Origin of the sequence: Pseudomonas sp. MYb193 (assembly GCF_002966775.1) — a bacterium.
GTDB lineage: Bacteria > Pseudomonadota > Gammaproteobacteria > Pseudomonadales > Pseudomonadaceae > Aquipseudomonas > Aquipseudomonas paracarnis.
In genome coordinates, this window is sequence record NZ_CP023269.1 from 5,593,468 (window position 1) to 5,614,532 (window position 21,065).

The 21,065-nt window shown below is 61.2% G+C and carries 17 protein-coding genes; 4 read left to right on the forward strand and 13 right to left on the reverse strand.

The genetic code is table 11. From position 1 onward, the window contains the following. Positions 1 to 3: 3 nt before the first annotated feature. Both CLM72_RS25710 and CLM72_RS25715 read right to left on the reverse strand, forming a co-directional pair. Entirely contained in the window at positions 4 to 162 is a 159-nt protein-coding gene (locus tag CLM72_RS25710; RefSeq protein ID WP_003194776.1) for a YqaE/Pmp3 family membrane protein, read from the reverse strand. Positions 163 to 377: 215 nt separating this feature from the next. Further along, the gene (locus CLM72_RS25715) at positions 378 to 1,640 is read right to left on the reverse strand and encodes an aspartate aminotransferase family protein (RefSeq protein WP_105228760.1); all 1,263 of its coding nucleotides are present in this window, start codon (positions 1,638 to 1,640) and stop codon (positions 378 to 380) included. Positions 1,641 to 1,849: 209 nt separating this feature from the next. Between CLM72_RS25715 and CLM72_RS25720 the strand changes: the two genes are divergently transcribed. Continuing rightward, entirely contained in the window at positions 1,850 to 2,749 is a 900-nt protein-coding gene (locus CLM72_RS25720; RefSeq protein WP_105228761.1) for a LysR family transcriptional regulator, read from the forward strand. Between the two features lie 101 nt (positions 2,750 to 2,850). On the opposite strand, the gene ltrA is transcribed toward CLM72_RS25720, so the two are convergent. The 11 genes from ltrA to bioB form a co-directional block, all read right to left on the reverse strand. Continuing rightward, positions 2,851 to 4,167 carry a group II intron reverse transcriptase/maturase gene (ltrA, locus tag CLM72_RS25725; protein WP_201913665.1) on the reverse strand — a complete coding sequence of 439 codons (1,317 nt, stop codon included), beginning with the start codon at positions 4,165 to 4,167 and terminating at the stop codon, positions 2,851 to 2,853. Positions 4,168 to 4,808: 641 nt separating this feature from the next. Continuing rightward, on the reverse strand, positions 4,809 to 6,587 hold the full coding sequence (locus CLM72_RS25735) for an acyl-CoA dehydrogenase C-terminal domain-containing protein (protein WP_105228762.1): 1,779 nt from the start codon (positions 6,585 to 6,587) through the stop codon (positions 4,809 to 4,811). 248 nt (positions 6,588 to 6,835) lie between these two features. After that, complete coding sequence (locus CLM72_RS25740; protein WP_105228763.1) at positions 6,836 to 8,605, reverse strand: acyl-CoA dehydrogenase C-terminal domain-containing protein; 1,770 nt, start codon at positions 8,603 to 8,605, stop codon at positions 6,836 to 6,838. A gap of 90 nt (positions 8,606 to 8,695) precedes the next feature. Continuing rightward, positions 8,696 to 9,985 (reverse strand): diguanylate cyclase, encoded by a 1,290-nt coding sequence (locus tag CLM72_RS25745; RefSeq protein WP_054896781.1) that lies wholly within the window; start codon positions 9,983 to 9,985, stop codon positions 8,696 to 8,698. A 219-nt stretch (positions 9,986 to 10,204) separates the two neighbouring features. Continuing rightward, on the reverse strand, positions 10,205 to 12,010 hold the full coding sequence (locus CLM72_RS25750) for a phenylacyl-CoA dehydrogenase (RefSeq protein WP_034128845.1): 1,806 nt from the start codon (positions 12,008 to 12,010) through the stop codon (positions 10,205 to 10,207). 337 nt (positions 12,011 to 12,347) lie between these two features. Further along, the gene (locus CLM72_RS25755; protein WP_054896780.1) at positions 12,348 to 12,629 is read right to left on the reverse strand and encodes a hypothetical protein; all 282 of its coding nucleotides are present in this window, start codon (positions 12,627 to 12,629) and stop codon (positions 12,348 to 12,350) included. 106 nt (positions 12,630 to 12,735) lie between these two features. Further along, positions 12,736 to 13,416: a dethiobiotin synthase gene (bioD, locus tag CLM72_RS25760; RefSeq protein ID WP_034128848.1), complete on the reverse strand. Its 681-nt coding sequence runs from the start codon at positions 13,414 to 13,416 to the stop codon at positions 12,736 to 12,738. Beyond that, positions 13,413 to 14,225, reverse strand: a complete 813-nt coding sequence (bioC, locus tag CLM72_RS25765) for a malonyl-ACP O-methyltransferase BioC (RefSeq protein ID WP_096144778.1) — start codon at positions 14,223 to 14,225, stop codon at positions 13,413 to 13,415. The genes bioD and bioC overlap by 4 nt, the downstream gene beginning before the upstream one ends. Further along, positions 14,218 to 14,949, reverse strand: coding sequence for an alpha/beta fold hydrolase (locus tag CLM72_RS25770; protein ID WP_014720207.1), 732 nt, complete (start codon positions 14,947 to 14,949; stop codon positions 14,218 to 14,220). Before CLM72_RS25770 ends, bioC begins: the two co-directional genes overlap by 8 nt. Continuing rightward, positions 14,942 to 16,123 (reverse strand): 8-amino-7-oxononanoate synthase, encoded by a 1,182-nt coding sequence (bioF, locus tag CLM72_RS25775; RefSeq protein ID WP_105228764.1) that lies wholly within the window; start codon positions 16,121 to 16,123, stop codon positions 14,942 to 14,944. The genes CLM72_RS25770 and bioF overlap by 8 nt, the downstream gene beginning before the upstream one ends. Positions 16,124 to 16,269: 146 nt before the next feature. Next, positions 16,270 to 17,325 (reverse strand): biotin synthase BioB, encoded by a 1,056-nt coding sequence (bioB, locus tag CLM72_RS25780; RefSeq protein ID WP_014720209.1) that lies wholly within the window; start codon positions 17,323 to 17,325, stop codon positions 16,270 to 16,272. A 92-nt stretch (positions 17,326 to 17,417) separates the two neighbouring features. On the opposite strand from bioB, the gene CLM72_RS25785 reads away from it, so the two are divergent. The 3 genes from CLM72_RS25785 to CLM72_RS25795 all read left to right on the forward strand — a co-directional run bounded on the left by CLM72_RS25785 (position 17,418) and on the right by CLM72_RS25795 (position 20,956). Next, the gene (locus CLM72_RS25785) at positions 17,418 to 18,155 is read left to right on the forward strand and encodes a ComF family protein (RefSeq protein ID WP_105228765.1); all 738 of its coding nucleotides are present in this window, start codon (positions 17,418 to 17,420) and stop codon (positions 18,153 to 18,155) included. A gap of 58 nt (positions 18,156 to 18,213) precedes the next feature. Beyond that, positions 18,214 to 18,978 carry a TOBE domain-containing protein gene (locus CLM72_RS25790; RefSeq protein WP_105228766.1) on the forward strand — a complete coding sequence of 255 codons (765 nt, stop codon included), beginning with the start codon at positions 18,214 to 18,216 and terminating at the stop codon, positions 18,976 to 18,978. A gap of 79 nt (positions 18,979 to 19,057) precedes the next feature. Next, entirely contained in the window at positions 19,058 to 20,956 is a 1,899-nt protein-coding gene (locus CLM72_RS25795; RefSeq protein WP_105228767.1) for a PhoX family phosphatase, read from the forward strand. The last annotated feature ends 109 nt before the right edge of the window (positions 20,957 to 21,065 follow it).

Sequence of the window (21,065 nt, forward strand, 5' to 3'; positions counted from 1 at the left end):
GCCTCAACGCTTGGCGATGATGTACACCGCGTGGATGATGCCAGGGAAGTAACCGCACAGGGTCAGCAGGATATTCAGCCAGAATGCACCGCCGAAACCTACTTGCAGGAACACACCCAATGGCGGCAGCAGAATGGCGATGATGATACGAATGATGTCCATGGGTCAGCTCCAGAAAATCGGCTCGTGTGAGCCGTGTAGCTAATCGACCTTGGCGGTTCGTGAGGGTTCAGTGGATTCTGGCATTGGGCCATCTCAGGCCAGAATCTCCAGCCATCTTTTCAAACTACAAATTACCCAGACAAAAAAACGCCCCCAGCCAAAAGAGTCAAGCTGGAGGCGCCGCGTATGCCGCGAGACGGTTCAGGAAACTGGGATCAAACGGCGATGCCCTTGCGGCATTGCACTTGAGCGGTACGCACCCGAGAAAAGGCGCGGGCAAGCCGAAGAAGCATTTCGTCGATATGGGTTTTGCTGATGTTCAGCGCAGGGGTAAAGCGCAGGCAGTCAGGTTGCGCGGCAGTGAGAATCAAGCCTTCGTGCAGCGCGGCCTTGACCACTGCAGCGGCGCAATCGTCCGACAGTGTCAGGCCCCAAAGCAGCCCGTTGCCGCGCAAGGGGCCATGGCCGTAACGGTAGGCCAGGCGCGCAAGGCCTTCTGCCAGGTACAAGCCGGATTCACGTAGGTGCTCGAGAAAGCCGTTCCCCAATAGAGCGTCGAGTACGGCGATACCCGCAGATGCCATCAGTGCATTGCCATGATGTGTACCGTCCAGCTCGCCCGGTTCGAAGCAACAGGCAGTGCCACGCGCCAGCAGCGCCGCCAGGGGCACGCCGCCGCCCAGGCCTTTGCCCAGGGCAATGATATCGGCGCGCACGCCGTATTGCTGTTCGGCGAGCAAGCTGCCGCAGCGGCCGATACCGGTTTGCACTTCGTCGAAGATCAGCAGGATCCCCAGCTCACGACACAGGCGTTCGACGCCCTTGAGGTAATGTTCTGTCGCAGGGAGGACACCGCCGCCGCTTTGTATCGGCTCCAGCATGATGGCGACGGTCTGCGCCTCGACCGCTGCATGCAGGGCCGGCAGATCGTTAAACGGCACTTGGCTGAAACCTGGCAACTGCGGTTCGAATCGGTTTTCGCAGGCCACAGCCGACGCCGACATCGCCCCCAGGCTCCGCCCATGACAGCCATTGTTTACGGTGATGATGTGGTAAGCGCCACCGCGATGCAGTTGGCCCCACTTGCGTGCCAACTTGATGGCCGCTTCACAGGCTTCGGCACCGCTGTTGAGCAAATAGGCCTGGTCGCTGCAGGTGTGGTGGCACAGACGATCGACAAGATCCAGTTGCGCGCGGTTGTGCAAACCCAGGCCAGGGTTGATCACGGTGTGCATCTGTTCGGCAATGGCGTCGCGTACGGCCTGGGGACTGTGCCCCAGGCTGTTGGCGCCGCCGCCTTGACTGAAATCCAGATAAGCGCGGTCGTCAGCGTCCGACAGCCAGGAACCCTGCCCCTGCACAAACACCTGGGGCGGGCGCGCCACAGTGGGCATCAGGCACTGGCTGGAAACATCTGCACGCGGGGCATGCACAACCAGGTCATCCAGACTCGGCGCGCAGCGACGGAACAAGTTCACACTTCACCCCCGCTGGCAACCTGACCTTGGTCGATGCCACCTGCCAATGAGGCCTTCAGATTTTTTGCCTTGCCTATGTAAACGCTATCAACAAAAACGCTGTTCATTGTCCGATCCGGCCCTGTAAGCCCTGCGAATAGGCGCTAGACTAGGCGCCTCGGGGGCCAGCGGCCATTTCGATTTTCCAGCTTTTTCGATAAGCAAACCTTATGGATTTCAAGCAACTGCGTTATTTCGTCGCGGTGTATGAGGAAGGCCACGTAGGTCGCGCCGCGGAGCGTCTGTCGATCTCCCAGCCAGCGCTGTCGCAACAGGTTCGCCAACTGGAACAGAACCTCGACGTCAGCCTGTTCGAACGCAGCAGCAAGCGCCTGTTGCCGACCCTGGCGGCCCACACCTTATACAACCACGCATTACCGCTCATTGATGGTATGCAGCAAGCCGTCGAGGCACTGCGCAATTTCAAGGGCCAGGCCATGCGCACCCTGGCCATCGGCGTGCTGCAAACCGTGCACACCAGCCTGGTGCCGCAGATGCTTGAGCGCGTGCGCAAGGCCCAGCCCCATCTGGTGGTGCAGATCTACGAATTGACCGGGCTTGAGATTGAGCGGCGGTTGCTCAATGGCTCACTCGATATTGGCATCAGCTACCTGCCACCCCGTCAGCCGGGCCTGCACGGCGTGCTGCTGTATGAAGACGAGTTGAAGGTGGTGATACCCGAAGATCATCCGTTGCGCGAGTTCAAGAAAGTCTCGCTCAAACAAGCCGCCGAGTTACCGATGTTGCTGCTGGGGGAAGAGTTTCAGGTTCGGCAGATCTGGCAAGGCCAACTGTCCAACCTCGGGCGGCGTCCGCAAGTGCAGGCGGAGCTCAATACCATGGTGGGCATTCTCGACAGCCTGCCTCACACTCGCTTGGCGACGGTGCTGCCTGGGCGCTCCCAGGACGAACACAATAGCAAGGCACTGCTGTGGAAACCCTTGAGCGAGCCCAGGGTGCCGCTGAAAGTGGGGTTGGTATGCCGCGATGTGCAACGCCAGCAGGCGACGGTGGCGTTGCTGCGCACCCTGCTGGAAGACGTGATGAATGCCCCGCCGGCAACCGCCTGACTTTTTCGCGGGCATCGGCATAGGGGGCGGCCTTCACAGGCCGCTCCCCTGCCACACCACCCGGCATGCGGGTCCGCACCGGGCGGTTCGAGAGATTGAGGTTATGAGAGACGTACTAATCCCAGCCTGTCGAACCACGCAATAGTAAGCACGCGATTCAGCTCCAGACGACTGTTATGCCACCAGCGGCAGGTGTTTCCTGCCACCTTCTGCGCCACTTGGTTACTCGCGCCAAGTGCTCGCAACTCGCGATACGTCGTCGTTCCGCGCTTCCATTGTTTGAGCTGGATAGCTCGCAATCGGTGTCGCATCCATTCGTCCAGCTCACGCCAGACGGCTGGGGTTTGCGACAACCCGAAGTAAGCTTTCCAACCCAAAATGTAAGGGCGCAGCTCATCGACGATTTGCTGCAAGCTACGACCACACGAGCGTCGGGTGTACCAGCGTATTCGCTGCTTGAACTGCTTCTGCGCTTCATAAGAGGCAGCACGCTTAGCTTCGTCGCGGAATGACCACAACTCATAGCCCAAATACTTGCGACCGAACGCGCTCGTCACCGCACTCTTACTCGCGTTGACGCTCAAGTGCAGCTTTTCATACAGACGCTTCAGCAAGTCCATCACCCGTTGCCCCGCCTTCTGACTACGAACATAAACGTTCGCATCGTCGGCATAGCGCACGAAGCAATGACCTCGACGTTCAAGCTCCCGATCCACTTCGTCCAGTAGCACATTCGCCAGCAACGGCGACAGCGGGCCGCCTTGCGGCACCCCGCAGCGACTTTTCTCGACCACGCCATTGATCAGCGTTCCCGCATCCAGATACGCACGAATCAGCCGGATAACCGCCCGATCCGCGATCCGTTTGCGTAAACGATCCATCAAAATATCGTGGTCGACCCGGTCGAAGAATTTCTCCAGATCAACATCCACCACCACTTTACGTCCTGAAGAAACATAGCGCTGAGCCGCTAAAACGGCGCCCTGCGCACAGCGTCCAGGACGGAAGCCGTAGCTGTGTTCACTGAAAGTCGGATCGAGTAGTGGCTGCAAGACTTGCAGCAACGCTTGTTGGATCAAGCGGTCGGTGACCGTTGGGATACCCAGCTCGCGTTGACCGCCGTCGGGTTTGGGAATGGTTACACGCCGTACCGGACTGGGCCGGTAGACACCTGATAGAAGCTGTTCACGAATCGCCGCCCATTGGGTCAGCAGGTACTCGGCCGTCTGATCAATATCCAGACCGTCGACCCCCGCCGCACCTTTGTTGGCCTTGACCCGTTTCCACGCCCGCTTCAGGTTTTCTCTCGCAAAGGCCCGCTCCAGCAGCCCTTGCCCTGCGTTGTCGGTTTCATTTTGCGGGCGATTGACCTCGTCGCTGACGGAGCTTCTCACGGCTTCACCGTTCGCAGTCTCCATCAGCCCCGCGTTTGGCAGGCATCTGACTTCCGGTCTTTCGCATCAACATGGCCTATAACGCTTTCTCTCGTTCGGCCCTTCGTCAAAAAAAAAAGACTACTACGGCCTCTGCTGACTTCTCGCTCCGGCTTGCACCGTCGCCCTTTCAGGCATGAGGCGAGATCTCCCCAGGTAAGAACGCAATCCTTCACCACACAACCGCCGGATTTACACAGCCTGATCCTTGACCACAAGAGCTTCGCGGTTTTGTGCCCGCTCGCCCTGATCGGCTTTGCCTTATATCCGGTTCTTGTACATCGGCTCATGGCTTCGATTCACGCTTCCTCCCCACACTCGGTCGCCCTCATGCAGTTGCGCTTCACTTCGTTCGCTGTGGTCAGCTCACGGCGGGACTCTCACCCACAAGATTGCGCCCATGCTGGGCGCACAAAAGAAAACCCCGCCGAAGCGGGGCTTTGCAGACTGTTTCCCTGACATCCATTTCACTCCGCCGTCCTGGCAGAATCCTACGTGTCCGTGTTGTTGCTTTGCGCTTCCTGCGCGACGTCCATGTGAAGTAGATTAGCCGTGGATCCAATATGGCGATAGAGGACGATTAGCAGCACGTCATGTAAGAGAATGCTTACACGCCCTCCTCCCCCTTAAAACAGGGCTTCATCCATCAGGAACAGTGATTCGCTACCGGCTTTTACCGACGCACTCAACGAGTGGATACGCGGCAACAGACGGGCAAAGTAGAAACGCGCAGTCCCCAGTTTGCTGGCGTAGAAATCCTCTTCGCCTTCCTTGCCCAACGCCGCCTTGGCCATGCGTGCCCACATATAGGCATAGGCCATGTAGCCGAAGGCATGCAGGTATTCCACCGAGGCTGCGCCGATTTCATTAGGATTGCTCTTGGCGCGGTCCAGCACCCAGGCCGTCAGCTCATCCAGGTTACCTACTGCCACACCCAGCGGCTTGGTGAACTCGGCCAACTCAGGGCCCGATGCGGCGATGAACTGGCGGATCTCATCGGCGAACAAGGTATAGAACGCACCGCCGCTGCCGACGATCTTGCGCCCCATCAGATCCAGGGCCTGAATGCCGTTGGTACCTTCGTAGATCTGGGTGATGCGCACGTCACGCACCAATTGCTCCTGGCCCCACTCGCGGATGTAACCGTGACCACCAAACACCTGCTGGCCGAGTACGGTGGTTTCCAGGCCCAGGTCAGTGAGGAACGCCTTGGCAACTGGCGTCAACAACGCCACCAGGTTATCGGCACGCTCGCGCGCCTGCGCATCGTCACTGAACTTGGCGATGTCCAACTGCGTCGCCACGTAGGTGGAAAACGCCCGGCCGCCTTCGTTCGCCGCCTTCATGGTCAGCAACATACGACGGACATCCGGATGCACGATGATCGGGTCTGCCGGCTTGTCCTTGGCCTGTGCGCCTAGCGGGGAACGGCTCTGCAGACGGTCACGGGCATATTCAATCGCGTTCTGATAGGACCGCTCGCCAGAAGCCAAGCCCTGGATACCGACGCCCAGGCGCTCATAGTTCATCATGGTGAACATCGCAGCCAAGCCACGGTTGGGCTCACCGACCAGGTAACCCACGGCTTCGTCGAAGTTCATCACACAGGTGGCGGATGCCTGGATGCCCATCTTGTGTTCAATGGAGCCGCAGTTCACCGGGTTACGCGCGCCCAGGCTGCCATCGGCATTCACCAGGAACTTCGGTACCAGGAACAGCGAGATGCCCTTGGGCCCGGCCGGTGCGTCCGGCAGTTTGGCCAGCACCAGGTGGATGATGTTTTCGGTGAGGTCGTGCTCGCCACCGGTGATGAAGATCTTGGTGCCGCTGACCTTGTAGGAGCCGTCCGCCTGAGGCTCGGCCTTGGTGCGGATCATCCCCAGGTCGGTACCGGCATGGGCTTCCGTCAGGCACATGGAACCGGCCCACTCACCCGAATACATCTTCGGCAGGTAGGTGGCCTTGAGTTCTTCACTGGCGTGGGTGTTGATCGATACACAGGCGCCGGAGGTCAACATCGGGTACAGGCCGAAAGCCAGGCTCGACGAGTTGATCATCTCTTCAACCTGCGCCGACACCGCCTTGGGCATGCCCATGCCGCCGTAGGTCGGGTCGCCGCCCACGCCTACCCAGCCGCCTTCGGCGTAGGTGCTGTAGGCCTGGGGAAAACCGTCGGGAGTCGTCACGGCGCCGTCCACCCAGTGGCAGCCTTGCTCATCGCCGCCGCGGCTGAGCGGGGCAATGGATTTGGCGGTGACTTTGCCGGCCTCTTCCAGGATCGCTTCGACGGTTTCGGCGTCAACGCTGTCTGCCAATGCCGGTAACTGGGCCCAAGTATTAGCGACCTCAAACACTTCGTTGAGGACGAAGCGCATATCACGCAACGGCGCTTTGTAATCAGCCATGGCAAACCTCGTGAGAACGTGAAAAGTGATTCGATAGGATCGGTTTTACAGACGCCGAGTGTACCCGAACAACTTTTAAGACACATAGGGTCCGTTCGTGACCGTTAAGTATTTATAAGTCACATAAACTCATTGTGGGAGCGGGTTTGCTCGCGAATGCGGCGTGTCAGTCGGTACATCTTTGACTGGATCAGCGCATTCGCGGGCAAGCCCGCTCCCACATTTTGACCCCGAGCAATCAGTGACCTCTACAGTGCGAAGGCCTGCGCTGGTAATTTCATCAGGCATTCGCTCCCTGCCTCTACCGCAGCACGGTGCATGGCCGTACGCGGCAACAAGCGCTTGAAATAAAAGTCGCAGGTCGCAAGCTTCGCCTGGGCAAACCCTTGGTCGTCCTGGCCGTGCGCCGCGATCGCCATGCGCAACCACAGGTAGGCGAGGATGATGTAACCGCTGTACATCAGGTAATCCATCGCCGCCGCGCCCACTTCATCAGGGTTTTTCATCGCCGCCGTGCCGACCTTCAAGGTCAGTTCGCCCCATTGCTGGTTCAGTTCATTGAGTTGCGCCACATGGGCCTTGAGTTGCGCATGCTCGGCATTGGCCGCGCAGAACTTATGCACAATTTTGGTAAACCCACGCAGCAACTTGCCCTGGCTGCCCAGAACCTTGCGCCCGAGCAGGTCCAGGGCCTGGATGCCATTGGTGCCTTCATAGATCGGCGCAATCCGTGCGTCACGGGCCAGTTGCTCCATGCCCCACTCGCGAATATAGCCATGGCCGCCGAATACCTGCATGCCGTGGTTGGTCACCTCCAGGCCGGTTTCGGTCATGAAGGCTTTACAGATCGGCGTGAGGAAGGCCAACAGGTCCTCGGCTTCCTGGCGTTGGCCAGCGTCGCTGCCAAGGTGCGCGGTATCGAGCAGTTGCGCGGTGAAATAGGTCAACGCGCGGTTGCCCTCGTTGAAAGCCTTCATGGTCAGCAGCATGCGGCGTACATCGGCGTGCACGATGATCGGGTCGGCGGCTTTCTCCGGGGCCTTGGCACCGGTCAGCGAGCGCATCTGCAAGCGGTCGTTGGCGTACTTGATCGCGCCCTGGAAGCTCGCTTCACCGTTGCACAGGCCCTGCATTCCCGTGCCCAGGCGGGCGTGGTTCATCATGGTGAACATGCAGTTGAGGCCCTTGTTCGCCTCGCCAATCAAATAGCCTTTGGCGCCATCGAAGTTCAACACGCAGGTGGCCGAGGCCTTGATGCCCATCTTGTGTTCGATGGAGCCGCAGTGCACCGCATTGCGCTCGCCGGAGTCGGCATGGAACTTGGGCACGATAAACAACGAGATGCCCTTGGTACCCGCCGGCGCGTCCGGCAGCTTGGCCAGCACCAGGTGGATGATATTGGCGCTCATGTCGTGCTCGCCGGCCGAGATGAAGATCTTGCTGCCGGTGACCGCGTAACTGCCGTCCGCCTGCGGCACGGCGCGGGTCTTGATCAAGCCCAGGTCGGTGCCGCAGTGGGCTTCGGTCAGGCACATGGTGCCCGTCCATTCGCCAGCAGTGAGCTTGCTCAGGTAGGTGGCTTTCTGTTCGTCGGTGCCGTGGGCGTGGATGGCCGACATCGCACCGTGGGTCAGGCCCGGGTACATGCCCCAGGAGGTGTTGCTGGAGCCAATCATCTCGCTCAGCACCAGGCCCAGGGAATGGGGCAGGCCCTGGCCACCGTAGGCCGGGTCTGCCGCCACGCCGTGCCAGCCGCCTTCCACATACTGGGCAAAGGCTTGCTTGAAGCCTTTGGGAGTGGTCACCACGCCATTATCGAAATGGCAGCCCTCTTCATCGCCGCTGCGATTGAGCGGCGCGAGTACGTTTTCGCAGAACCTGGCGCCTTCTTCGAGGATCGCACTGACCATGTCCGGGCTGGCATCCGTGGCGCCCAGGGCCGCGTAGTGGCCGTGGAAATCGAATACGGTGTCGATCAGAAAGCGCATGTCGCGCAGGGGAGCTTTGTACTCAGGCATGGCAATGTCTCCGGCAGCAGATAGGGTTAACCTACTGCCGGCCATGGCCGTGGACAATCACTGTAGCGCTGCTGAATACACCGCCATTACTCAACCGGCAGCGCTCTCCATGCGCACCGCGCCACGGCGGGTTTGCCCGGCTGCGACCACACAGTTACGCCCCGCCCCCTTGGCGGTGTAAAGCGCCTGGTCGGCGGATTTGAGCACCTCGTCGGGGCTGCGTTGCTCGGCCTGGCGCTCGGCCACGCCGATGCTTACCGTCACCGACACACTGGACGCGCCGCTGCCCGCACGGCGCTGGCGGCCTTGATGGTCGTCCTGGGGGCGGTCCGGGTTGCGCAACTTGATGTCGTAGCTGGCGATGATCTCGCGGATCTCCTCCAGGTGCGGCATGCACTCATCCAGGGTCTTGCCGGCAAACACCACGGCAAACTCTTCACCGCCGTAACGGTAGGCCCGCCCGCCGCCGTTGACCTTGGACAGCTTGCTCGCCACCAGGCGCAGCACCTGGTCGCCCACATCGTGGCCGTGGGTGTCATTGAAACGCTTGAAGTGATCGACGTCGCTCATCGCCAGCACATAGTTGCGCCCCAGCCGCTGCATACGCTCGTTGAGCGCACGTCGCCCCGGCAAGCCGGTGAGCTCATCACGAAACGCCATTTGATACGCCTCGTGCGCCACCCCCGCAGCGATCATCAGCATCACCTGGCTGCACATGATGTTGAGGGTGAACGGTAGGATGAAGGTTTGCGGCAACATCCAGAACATGCCCAGCAACCCCACCAGTTGTGCGGCGTGCAGCGGGCGCGGCTGGTACCAGTATTGGGCGGCCAGGGTGAGAAAGCCGATCAGGAACATCGGATAGGAAAGTTGGATCAGGCTCATCCAGGCGCCATGCAGCATCGGCCAACGGATCTCCGCCAACCAGCCCAGCAAAGCCTGGGGAAAACTCTGCTCCAGGGCCAGCGCCACACTGCCCACCGCCAGCAGCACCGCGCAGCGGGCGACGAAGTCGCGGAACAGATGGGTCTTTTCCTGCCACAGCGCATAAATGCTGAACAGCAAGGGCAATAGCAGGCAGCACAGGTGGAACACCACCGCAGCGTCTTCACGCACGCGGCCATTGTCCCGGTAAAAGTCGGTCTGGGTATCCAGCAGGAAATAGGTGACGTAAACCGTGACCATCAAGAACAGTTCACGCTGGCGTCGATACACCGCGCAGTAGGCGCCGCCGAGCAACAGGACCAGGGTGGGCAGCACGTTGAACAGCGAGGTGAAGAAGACGCTGAGGTCCTTGACGTACGCAGCCGAGAGCCCGGCCAGCAACAGCAGCAGCGAAGGGAGAAAATGGCTGAAACGTACAGCGGACACGCGTGACAAGGGTAAAGCTCCGACCCGCTAACGAATAATGGCACTGTGCCTCTAAGCGATCAGTTAAGCACAACCGACCGACCATGTATCACATTGCCATCACTGTAACGGCAGCTCATCATAATCCCTGAGTGCAGGACTGCGGTTTTTTAGACGCGCTCCCACACAAATGCAAAAAACCGCCGCATCCCGAGGGAGGCGGCGGTTTCTAGAAGAACCTGGTAAGGCTTAGTAAGCCAGGCCGAAATCTTCTTCTTTCATGTCCATCAGGTTGTTGGCGCCCGACAGCATGGTTGCCACGTGGGTGCGGGTACGCGGCAGGATGCGCTGGAAGTAGAAGCGTGCAGTCTGCAGCTTGGCGGTGTAGAACGCCTCTTCGCTGGTGCCGGCGGCCAGTTTCTCGGCAGCCAGGCGTGCCATGTCGGCCCAGAAGTAAGCCAGGCAGGCGTAGCCGGAGTACATCAGGTAGTCCACCGAGGCAGCACCGACTTCTTCACGGTCTTTCATCGCGGCCATGCCGACCTTCATGGTCAACTCGCCCCACTCTTTGTTCAGTGCCGCCAGCGGTGCAACGAACTCTTTAACCGCGTCGTTACCTTCGTTGGCCTGGCAGAACTTGTGCACGATCTTGGTGAAGCCCTTGAGCGCTTCGCCTTGGGTCATCAGCACTTTACGGCCGAGCAGGTCCAGCGCCTGGATGCCGGTGGTGCCTTCGTACAGCATAGAAATGCGGCTGTCGCGAACGTTCTGCTCCATGCCCCACTCAGCGATAAAGCCGTGGCCACCGTAGATCTGCACGCCGTGGTTGGCCGATTCAAAACCGACTTCGGTCATGAATGCCTTGGCGATCGGGGTCATGAAGGCCAGCAGGGCATCTGCCTGTTTCTTGGCTTCGTCGTCGGTGCCGTACTTGACGATGTCCACTTGCTTGGCGGTGAAGTACACCATCGCACGGTTACCTTCGGCGAAGGCTTTCATGGTCAGCAACATGCGGCGTACATCAGGGTGCACGATGATCGGGTCAGCGGCTTTGTCCGGCGCTTTCGGGCCGGTCAGGGAGCGCATTTGCAGGCGATCACGCGCATATTTCAAGCCGCCCTGGAAACCGATCTCGGCGTGAGCCAGGCCTTGCAGCGCAGTGCCCAGGCGAGCGGTGTTCATGAAGGTGAACATGCAGTTCAGGCCTTTGTTCGCCGGGCCGATCAGGAAACCGGTGGCCGCGTCGAAGTTCATCACGCAGGTGGCGTTGCCGTGGATGCCCATCTTGTGTTCCAGGGAACCACAGGTGACCGCGTTGCGCTCGCCCACCGAGCCATCGGCGTTAGGCAGGAACTTGGGCACGATAAACAGCGAGATGCCTTTGGTGCCGGCCGGTGCATCCGGCAGGCGGGCCAGTACGATGTGGACGATGTTGTCGGCCATGTCGTGCTCGCCGGCCGAGATGAAGATCTTGGTACCGGAGACTTTGTAGGAGCCGTCAGCCTGAGGCTCGGCCTTGGTGCGCAGCATGCCCAGGTCGGTGCCGCAGTGTGGCTCGGTCAGGCACATGGTGCCGGTCCATTCGCCCGACACCAGTTTGGTCAGGTAAGCCTCTTGCTGCTCGGGGGTGCCGTGTTCGGAAATAGTGTTCATCGCGCCATGGGACAGGCCCGGGTACATGCCCCATGACCAGTTGGCTTCGCCGACCATTTCGCTCACGGCCAGGCCCAGGGATTCCGGCAGGCCTTGGCCACCATGCTCCACGTCGTGGGCCAGGCTTGGCCAGCCGCCTTCGACGAATTGTTTGTAGGCTTCTTTGAAGCCCGCTGGGGTCTTAACGCCTGACTCACTCCAGGTACACCCTTCGATGTCGCCCACGCGGTTCAACGGTGCCAGCACTTGCTCACAGAACTTGGCGCCTTCTTCGAGGATGGCGTCGACCATGTCCGGGGTAGCGTCCTGGCAAGCCGGCAGGCTCTGATAGTGCGCTTCATAACCGAGCAGTTCGTCACGAACGAAGCGAATATCACGCAAGGGGGCCTTGTAGTCAGGCATAGCGATAAACCTCTGCTGATGTAACTGAGATGAACAACCGCATGGATTTTTTATGGCGGTCAAACAGGTGTTTGAAACATACGTTTACGACCCAGGGTTGTCAAGCGTCGGCCAGATGCCGTTTGTCTTGACGCAGGTCAGCCAGGCACGGCGAGGCCTGCGGCGGGGGATGCCTCATGATTCAAGGAAGGTAAAAGTACAGAGCAGAATGTCGCAGAACGACTGTGGGAGCTGGCTTGCCTGCGATGCAGGCGCCATGGTGTATCAGGCAGTACGCGTTGATGCTATCGCAGGCAAGCCAGCTCCCACAGAGAGAAGCGGGCGTACGATAGAGAAGTTAAGCGTAGGTATCGATCAACGTACCGAGCATTTCATCCGAAGCCTTGGCGACTTTCGCCCCCAGCTCGATTTGAAACTTGCCCTGGGCCATTTCCACCATGTTGCTCGCCGAATTGGACGCTTGGGCGCGGTCATTGGCTTGCAGACGGTCGCTTTGCGCGGCCGATGGCTGGGTGGTCGCGGCGCTGGCAATCTTGCCGGCCGCCTGGTCGACACGGTTCTGCCCGGTCTGAATGCTGCTCAGGCCCGAATAAAACGCGCTGCTTCCAGAGATTTCCATGGCGTAAGCCTGCCTTTAGAGAATCGTGAAGCCCGATTGAACCAGACATCCTGGCAAAAGGCCCGTCAAAAACACTAATGGCATATTGCCTTGGCGATAGCCAAAATCAGTCAAGCAGGTCCAGTTCCAAGTACTCGGCCACCGCGCCAGCCCCGGCGTGCTTGAGTTTCGGCACTCGCCCCAGGCAAGGCGCGGGCAGGCGCTCAGCCAGGGTGGCGAGGTTTTCTTCCAGACGAGAGGTCTTGGGGTCGATGATATTTGCCACCCAGCCCGCCAGCGGCAAGCCATCCCGTGCGATGGCTTCGGCGGTGAGCAACGCGTGGCTGATGCACCCAAGGCGCACGCCTACCACCAGGATCACCGGCAGTTTGAGCGCCATGGCCAGGTCCGACAGGTTGGCCTGGTCGGCCAAGGGCACGCGCCAACCGCCTGCCCCTTCGATCAAGGTGAAGTCCGCGCCTCGTGCCAGGATCTGCTGCATCGGCTTGAGCAGCGATTGCACCGTGAGCCCGACGCCCGCCTCGCGCGCTGCCAGATGCGGCGCGATAGCTGGCTCGAAGGCCACCGGGTTGACCTCGGCATAACTGAGCGGCACTGAACACTCGGCCAGCAACGCCAAGGCATCGGCATTGCGCAGGCCCTGGGCCGTCAGTTGGCAGCCCGACGCCACCGGCTTTCCGGCGGCCGTGCTTTTGCCGGAAAGCCTGGCCGCATGCAACAGGCCGGCGGCGATGGTGGTCTTGCCAACATCGGTGTCTGTACCGGTGATGAAGTAAGCGGCGCTCATAACGGTTTCTCCAGTACGGCATACACCACTTGGTACGTGGCGGGCAGGCCCTGGGCCTGGCGGAACTGCTCGTAGGCCTCTACCAACGCGACAATCCGCGCACGGCCCGTCAACCCTCCCGGGCGGCCTGGGTTGAGGTTGTGGGCGCCCAATGCCTTGAGCTCATGGGTCAGGCTGCGCACATCCGGGTAATGCAATACGTGGGGCTGTCGCTCCAGGCTGATCACGCGCAAGCCACTGGCCGCACACCGTTGCTGATAAACCTCGAAGGTGCGGAAGCGATTGACGTGGACCAGCCCGTCCGCCGCCCGCCAACTCTCGCGCAACTCATCCAGGGTGCCTACGCACAGGCTGGCAAAGGCCAGCACGCCACCTGGTCGCAGCACACGCCGGGCTTCGCTGAGCACCGCATCAAAATGGGCACACCACTGTACCGCGAGGCTGGAGAAGAGCAGCTCAACGCTGTCAGCTGTAAGCGGCAAGCGTTCTGCATCACCGGCTATAAAGTGCGCGGCGCCGCCCAGTGGACGCGCGTGGTTGAGCATGCCCTCGGCAATGTCCAGCGCCACACCTTGGCTACCGGGCAAACGCTCGCCCAGTACGCGGCTGAAGTAGCCCGTGCCGCAGCCCATGTCCAGCCAACGCTGTGGCGCCAGGCCGTGAGGCAAACGGCTGAGCAGTTCATGCCCGACCGCACGCTGCAACTCGGCCACGCTGTCGTAACTGGCCGCCGCACGGGAGAACGAGGCCGCGACCTGGCGCTTGTCCGGCAAGCCCCCTGGCAAGGGCGGGTGGGATAGGTCAGTCATCGACACACTCATGCAAAAAAGCCTGGATGGCCCCGGCAACTCCGTGAGGGTCTTCCAGAAGAAACGCGTGACCGGCCTGTTCAATCAGGCCGATTTCTACATCGGGGAGCAAGGCCAGCAGGTCACTGGCGGCTTCGGCAGGCACCAGCCCATCCAGGCCGGCAAACAGGTGCAACTGCGGCCCACGAAAGGCCTGCAAGGCCGCCCGCGTATCCAGTTGGGCCAACAGTTCCAGGCCGGGCATCAAGACGCTGGGGGAAGTATTCGGCGCACCGCTGACCAACAACCGCGACAAGCCGCGCGGGTCTTCGGCACCCTTGGCGCACAACAGCCCAAAGCGCTTGAGCGTGACCTGGGAATCGGCATGGCAGCCGGCCAGAAATGCGTCGAAGGTTTCCGCAGGCATCCCATGGGGCCAGCCGTCATGGGCGACGAAACACGGGTTGCTCGCCAGAGTCAGCAAGCCACAGCACCGCTCGCCACGGCGTGCCGCCAACTCGGACGCGAGCATGCCGCCCAGCGACCAGCCCCCGAGCCAGGCATTGTCCGGCAGCGTCGCATCGAGCTCATCGAGCCATTCACCGAGTTCGCTGGCCTGCAGCGCCGGCAAGGGTTCGATCTGTACCTGCAAGTGCTCGTTCAGGCCGTGCAGCGCAGCGGCCAACGGTTCCAGCGGTGACACACCCAGGCCCCAGCCCGGTAGCAGGATCAGTCGATTACGCATAGCCGGGCTCCGAGGCGTCTAACAAACGAAAACACGCTTGCAACCCGTCTAACAATAGCTGCACCTGCGCCTCGCTGTGGGCAGCCGTCAATGTCACCCGTAGACGGGCACTGCCGGCGGGCACGGTCGGTGGGCGAATGGCAGTCACCATCAGGCCGCGCTCGCGCAGCATCTGCGAGAGGCGCAGTGCCCGGGCGCTGTCGCCAATCAGGATCGGTTGGATCGGCGTAAAGCTGTCCATCAACGCCAGGCCTATCTGCTCGGCGCCGCGACGGAACTGGCGGATCAACGCGTTGAGGTGCTCGCGTCGCCAATGTTCGCTGCGCAGCAGTTCCAGGCTTTTGAGGGTGGCGCAGGCCAGTGCCGGTGGTTGGCTGGTGGTGTAGATATACGGGCGTGCGAATTGGATCAGGCTCTCGATCAAGTCCTCACTGCCGGCCACGAAGGCCCCGGCGGTGCCGAACGCTTTGCCCAAGGTGCCAACCAGCACGGGCACGTCCTCCTGGCTCAAGCCGAAATGTTCGACGATGCCGCCGCCATTGGCGCCCAGCGGGCCGAAGCCATGGGCGTCATCCACCATCAGCCAGGCACCTTTGGCCTTGGTTTCACGGGCCAGCGCGGGCAGGTCGGCGAGGTCGCCGTCCATGCTGAACACACCGTCGGTGACCACCAAGGTATTGCCGGTGGCTTTCTCCAGGCGCTTGGCCAGGCTGCCCGCGTCGTTATGCAGATAGCGGTTGAAACGCGCACCGGACAGCAAACCGGCATCCAGCAAGGACGCGTGGTTAAGCCGGTCTTCCAGTACCGTATCGCCCTGCCCCACCAGCGCCGTGACCGCGCCGAGGTTGGCCATGTAGCCAGTGGTGAACAGCAAGGCACGCGGGCGACCGGTCAAGTCAGCCAGGGCTTCTTCCAGCTCATGGTGCGGTGTGGCGTGGCCCACCACCAAGTGCGAAGCGCCACCGCCCACGCCCCAGCGGGACGCACCGGCGCGCCAGGCTTCGATCACTTGCGGGTGATTGGCCAGGCCGAGGTAATCGTTGTTGCAGAAGGCCAACAACGGTTGCCCGTCCACCACCACGTGCGGGCCTTGGGGGCTCTGCAGCAAGGGGCGCTGGCGGTAAAGATGGTCGGCACGGCGGGCAGCGAGGCGCGCGGCGAGATCGAAAGACATGCTGGCCTCGATTTAACAGGTTCAACTCAATCCAATGGGGGAGCTGGCTTGCCTGCGATAGAGGTCCTTCTGACACTTCAATACTGAAAGTGCCGCCGCCATCGCAGGCAAGCCAGCTCCCACACTGGAATGCATTCCAAAGGTGGTTACACCACAGCGTTGTAGAACTGCTCGCTGCTCTTTTGCTCCACCAACGCCTGCTCGATCGCCGCCTGATGCACTTCATCGGCATGCTCTTCACGGGCTTCGGGCAGGATGCCCAGGCGTGCGAACAGTTGCATGTCCTTGTCCGCCTGGGGGTTGGCGGTGGTCAGCAGTTTGTCGCCGTAGAAGATCGAGTTGGCGCCGGCAAAAAAGGCCAGGGCCTGCATCTGCTCATTCATGGCTTCGCGGCCAGCCGACAGGCGCACGTGGGACTGCGGCATCAGGATGCGCGCCACCGCCAGCATGCGGATGAAATCGAAGGGGTCGATGTCATCGGCGTTTTCCAACGGCGTGCCCGCCACTTTCACCAGCATGTTGATCGGCACCGACTCCGGATGCTCCGGCAGGTTGGCCAACTGGATCAGCAAGTTGGCGCGGTCGTCGAGAGACTCGCCCATGCCAAGGATGCCGCCCGAACAGATCTTCATCCCCGAGTCACGCACGTACGCCAGGGTTTGCAGGCGCTCGCTGTAGGTGCGGGTGGTGATGATCGAGCCGTAGAACTCCGGCGAGGTGTCGAGGTTGTGGTTGTAGTAGTCCAGGCCGGCCTGGGCCAGGGCTTCGGTCTGGTCCTGGTCAAGGCGACCGAGAGTCATGCAGGTTTCCAGGCCCATGGCCTTCACGCCTTTGACCATTTCCAGCACATAGGGCATGTCTTTGGCCGACGGATGTTTCCATGCCGCGCCCATGCAGAAACGCGTCGAACCGATGGCCTTGGCACGTGCGGCCTCTTCGAGGACCTTCTGCACCTCCATCAGCTTCTCTTTTTCCAGGCCAGTGTTGTAGTGGCCCGACTGCGGACAATATTTGCAATCTTCCGGGCAGGCGCCGGTCTTGATCGACAGCAGCGTCGACACTTGCACGCGGTTGGCGTCGAAATGCGCGCGGTGCACGGTCTGCGCCTGGAACAACAGGTCGTTGAAAGGCTGCACGAACAGGGCTTTGACTTCAGCTAAAGACCAATCGTGACGCAGGGTGGCAGAGGTGCTGGCGCTCATGGGCGATTCCTTGATTATGCTTTGGCAAGCGCTGTGGGAAAGGCAACACCCACAGGCACGACACGGATGCTCGGCATATTTAAGGAAGATTCATGCACTGTCAACCTGAGCACAAACACCAAGTTTACATCTGGTTAAAAAGCATACAACCCTGTTTGATCTGCGATGAGTGCATCGAATCAGACGAGCCCCTGTGCAGCGCCTGCGAAACAGAATTGCCATGGCTGATGGAACAGTGCGAACGCTGCGCACTGCCCTTACCCATGGACGGACTGCTCTGCGGCCAGTGCCAAAAACAGCCACCGGCCTTTCACCAGGTGGTCGCGCCATGGACCTACAGTTTTCCCGTGGACACCCTGATCAGCCGCTTCAAGCATCAGGCGCGTTGGCCGCTGGGGCACTTGCTGGCGCGCCTGCTGGGGCAGCACTTGCAGCATCGCTTCGATAACGCCGAACTGGAGCGCCCCGACTGCCTGCTACCGGTGCCCATGGCGCGCAAACGTCTGCGCGAACGCGGCTTTAATCAAGCGTTGATGCTGGCCCGCTGGCTCAATCACGCCCTCGACATTCCCTTTGATGAACACGCGCTCTTACGCCCCCATGAAACCGTGGCGCAGCAAGACCTCGATGCCAAGACCCGCAAACGCAACCTGCTCAACGCCTTCGCACTGGCCCCCGGCATCCAGATCGCCGGGCAACATCTGGCGCTGGTAGACGACGTCCTCACCACCGGCGCCACGGCCCACAGCCTGGCGCGCTTGTTGATAAACGCCGGCGCGCGCCAGGTGGATGTGTATTGCCTGGCCCGTACGCCCAAACCCGGCAGCTGACTTGACTCCCCTGCGCCAGCGCGGCAACGTCGGCGCATCTCACCCAAGCGTATCTGCCATGTCTGTGCCCAGCCCTCTCAGCCAACACATCATCCGCCGCCCCCAGCGTATTGCCTTGCTGGGGCATATCGCCGAGCAGGGCTCCATCACCCGTGCGGCCAAGAGTGCCGGGTTGAGTTACAAGGCCGCCTGGGACGCCATTGATGAGCTGAACAACCTGGCGCAAAAACCGCTGGTGCAACGCAGCGTCGGTGGCAAGGGCGGTGGCGGCGCCAAACTGACTCAGGAAGGGGAACGGGTGCTGCGCCTCTATCAGCGCCTGCAACTGCTTCAGGCCGAGATCCTTGGCTCGGACGAAGCGGCCAGCGACTTCAACCTGCTGGGCCGCTTGATGCTGCGCACCAGCGCGCGCAACCAATTGCACGGCCAGGTCAGCACCCTAGAGAGCCATGGCCACAACGACATGATCCGCCTGCAATTGGCCGGCGGCCTGCACCTCGACGCACAGATCACCCACGACAGCACCCTGCGCCTGGAACTGCAGACCGGTGTTGAAGTAGTGGCCCTGATCAAGGCCGGGTGGCTTGAATTACTGGCGGAAGGGCAAGCTGAAACACTTGGACACAATTGCCTGGAAGGCAGGATCGAGACCATTCTCGCCGCCGAAGACGGCCCCAGCGAGGTGCGTATTGCCCTGCCCAACGGCCAAGTGTTGTGCGCGCTGGCGCCGCCCGTCGCACTCAAGGCCATTGATGCAGCGCAGGGCCAGCCGATCCGCGTGCAGTTTGCACCCAGCCATGTATTGCTTGGCACCCCGGTGTAACGGGCGCGCGTCTTCAAGCTGCAACAATTCGGTCACAAGCGCTGCTTAAGGTGTCTGCAAAAACCTTAAGGAGCCTGTGATGAGCCTATTAGAAGAAAACCAAGCCACCGACCTTGAACAGATGGTGGGCCTGACCCGCCGTCGCTTTATCGGCGCAGGCGCCCTGTGCGGCGCCGCGATGTTTCTCGGCGGTAACCTGCTGAGCCGCAGCGCCCTGGCCGTGAATGCCGCTACCGCCAGCCCGTTGCTGGGGTTCACCAGCATCGCCGCCGCCACCAGCGACACCATCACCCTGCCACCGGGCTACAGTGCTTCGGTGTTGATCAGTTGGGGCCAGCCCCTGCACAAGAACGCCCCGGCTTTCGACCCGTCCGGCCATGGCACCGCCAAGGCTCAGGAACAACAGTTCGGCGACAACAACGACGGCATGAGCCTGTTTCCATTCCCCGGTGACGACAACCGCGCGCTGATGGCGATCAACAATGAATACACCAACTATCGCTACCTCTACGCCCACGGCGGCGCGCCACAATCTGCCGAAGACGTGCGCAAGGCCCTGGCCAGCGAAGGCGTGTCGGTGATCGAAGTGCGCCGCAAGGGTGACACCTGGCAGTTCGTCCAGGATTCGCGCTACAACCGGCGTATCCACGGCAATTCACCGATCCGTTTGAGTGGCCCTGCCGCCGGCCATGACTGGCTGAAAACCGGCGCCGACAAGAGCGGCAAAAAAGTCCTCGGCACGTTCCAGAACTGCGCCAACGGCAAGACGCCGTGGGGCACCTACCTGACCTGCGAAGAAAACTTCACCGACTGCTTCGGCAGCAGCAACCCGCAGCAAACCTTCGACGCAGGGCAGAAGCGCTACGGCGTGGTGGCCGCCAGCAAGGACATCAACTGGCATCAGCACGACCCGCGCTTTGATATGGCCAAGAACCCCAACGAACTCAATCGCCATGGTTGGGTGGTGGAAATCGACCCGTTCGATCCGCAATCCACGCCAGTCAAACGCACGGCCCTGGGGCGCTTCAAACACGAAAACGCGGCCCTCGCCGAAACCCGTGACGGTCGCGCCGTGGTGTACATGGGCGACGATGAGCGCGGTGAATTCATCTACAAGTTCATCAGCCGCGATCAGATCAACCACAACAACCCGAAGGCCAACAAAGACCTGCTCGACCACGGCACCTTGTACGTGGCGATCTTCGACGCGGGCGACGGCAACGCCGACCACCCCAAGGGCAAAGGCCAGTGGGTTGAACTCACCCATGGCAAAAACGGCATCGACGCCAGCAGCGGTTTCGCCAACCAGGCCGAGGTACTGATTCATGCGCGCCTGGCCGCCAGCGTGGTGAAAGCCACACGCATGGACCGCCCGGAATGGATCGTGGTCAGCCCCACCGACGGCCAGGTCTATTGCACCCTGACCAACAACGCCAAGCGCGGCGAAGAGGGCCAGCCGGTAGGCGGCCCCAACCCACGGGAGAAGAACGTATACGGCCAGATCCTGCGCTGGAAAGCCGACGCCGATAACCACGGTGCCACGGACTTCACCTGGGACCTGTTCGTGGTGGCCGGCAACCCCGGCGTACATGCCGGCAACCCCAAGGGCGGCTCGTCCAACATCAACCCGCAAAACATGTTCAACAGCCCCGACGGCCTGGGCTTCGACAAAGCCGGGCGCCTGTGGATCCTGACCGATGGCGACTACAGCAACGCCGGCGACTTTGCGGGCATGGGCAATAACCAGATGCTGTGCGCCGACCCGAGCACTGGAGAAATCCGTCGCTTCATGGTGGGGCCGGTGGCGTGTGAAGTGACGGGGATCAGCTTTTCGCCGGACCAGAAAACGTTGTTCGTGGGCATTCAGCACCCAGGGGAAACCGGTGGTTCGACCTGGCCGGAACACCTGCCCAATGGCAAACCGCGGTCGTCGGTGATGGCGATTCGGCGGGATGATGGCGGGATCGTAGGCGCCTGATAGACCGCTATCGCAGGCAAGCCAGCTCCCACATCTCGATGTGTAAATACATGCCAGTGTGGGAGCTGGCTTGCCTGCGAAGGCGTCCGCACAGCCACCGCCTATCTAT

What these genes read in the sequence shown, in the direction of transcription:
- CLM72_RS25710 (WP_003194776.1), bottom strand. Translation starts at nt 162, where the DNA reads ATGGACATCATTCGTATCATCATCGCCATTCTGCTGCCGCCATTGGGT.
- CLM72_RS25720 (WP_105228761.1), top strand. Translation starts at nt 1,850, where the DNA reads ATGGATTTCAAGCAACTGCGTTATTTCGTCGCGGTGTATGAGGAAGGC.
- ltrA (WP_201913665.1), bottom strand. Translation starts at nt 4,167, where the DNA reads ATGGAGACTGCGAACGGTGAAGCCGTGAGAAGCTCCGTCAGCGACGAG.
- CLM72_RS25735 (WP_105228762.1), bottom strand. Translation starts at nt 6,587, where the DNA reads ATGGCTGATTACAAAGCGCCGTTGCGTGATATGCGCTTCGTCCTCAAC.
- CLM72_RS25740 (WP_105228763.1), bottom strand. Translation starts at nt 8,605, where the DNA reads ATGCCTGAGTACAAAGCTCCCCTGCGCGACATGCGCTTTCTGATCGAC.
- CLM72_RS25750 (WP_034128845.1), bottom strand. Translation starts at nt 12,010, where the DNA reads ATGCCTGACTACAAGGCCCCCTTGCGTGATATTCGCTTCGTTCGTGAC.
- CLM72_RS25755 (WP_054896780.1), bottom strand. Translation starts at nt 12,629, where the DNA reads ATGGAAATCTCTGGAAGCAGCGCGTTTTATTCGGGCCTGAGCAGCATT.
- bioD (WP_034128848.1), bottom strand. Translation starts at nt 13,416, where the DNA reads ATGAGCGCCGCTTACTTCATCACCGGTACAGACACCGATGTTGGCAAG.
- bioC (WP_096144778.1), bottom strand. Translation starts at nt 14,225, where the DNA reads ATGACTGACCTATCCCACCCGCCCTTGCCAGGGGGCTTGCCGGACAAG.
- CLM72_RS25770 (WP_014720207.1), bottom strand. Translation starts at nt 14,949, where the DNA reads ATGCGTAATCGACTGATCCTGCTACCGGGCTGGGGCCTGGGTGTGTCA.
- bioF (WP_105228764.1), bottom strand. Translation starts at nt 16,123, where the DNA reads ATGTCTTTCGATCTCGCCGCGCGCCTCGCTGCCCGCCGTGCCGACCAT.
- bioB (WP_014720209.1), bottom strand. Translation starts at nt 17,325, where the DNA reads ATGAGCGCCAGCACCTCTGCCACCCTGCGTCACGATTGGTCTTTAGCT.
- CLM72_RS25785 (WP_105228765.1), top strand. Translation starts at nt 17,418, where the DNA reads ATGCACTGTCAACCTGAGCACAAACACCAAGTTTACATCTGGTTAAAA.
- CLM72_RS25790 (WP_105228766.1), top strand. Translation starts at nt 18,214, where the DNA reads ATGTCTGTGCCCAGCCCTCTCAGCCAACACATCATCCGCCGCCCCCAG.
- CLM72_RS25795 (WP_105228767.1), top strand. Translation starts at nt 19,058, where the DNA reads ATGAGCCTATTAGAAGAAAACCAAGCCACCGACCTTGAACAGATGGTG.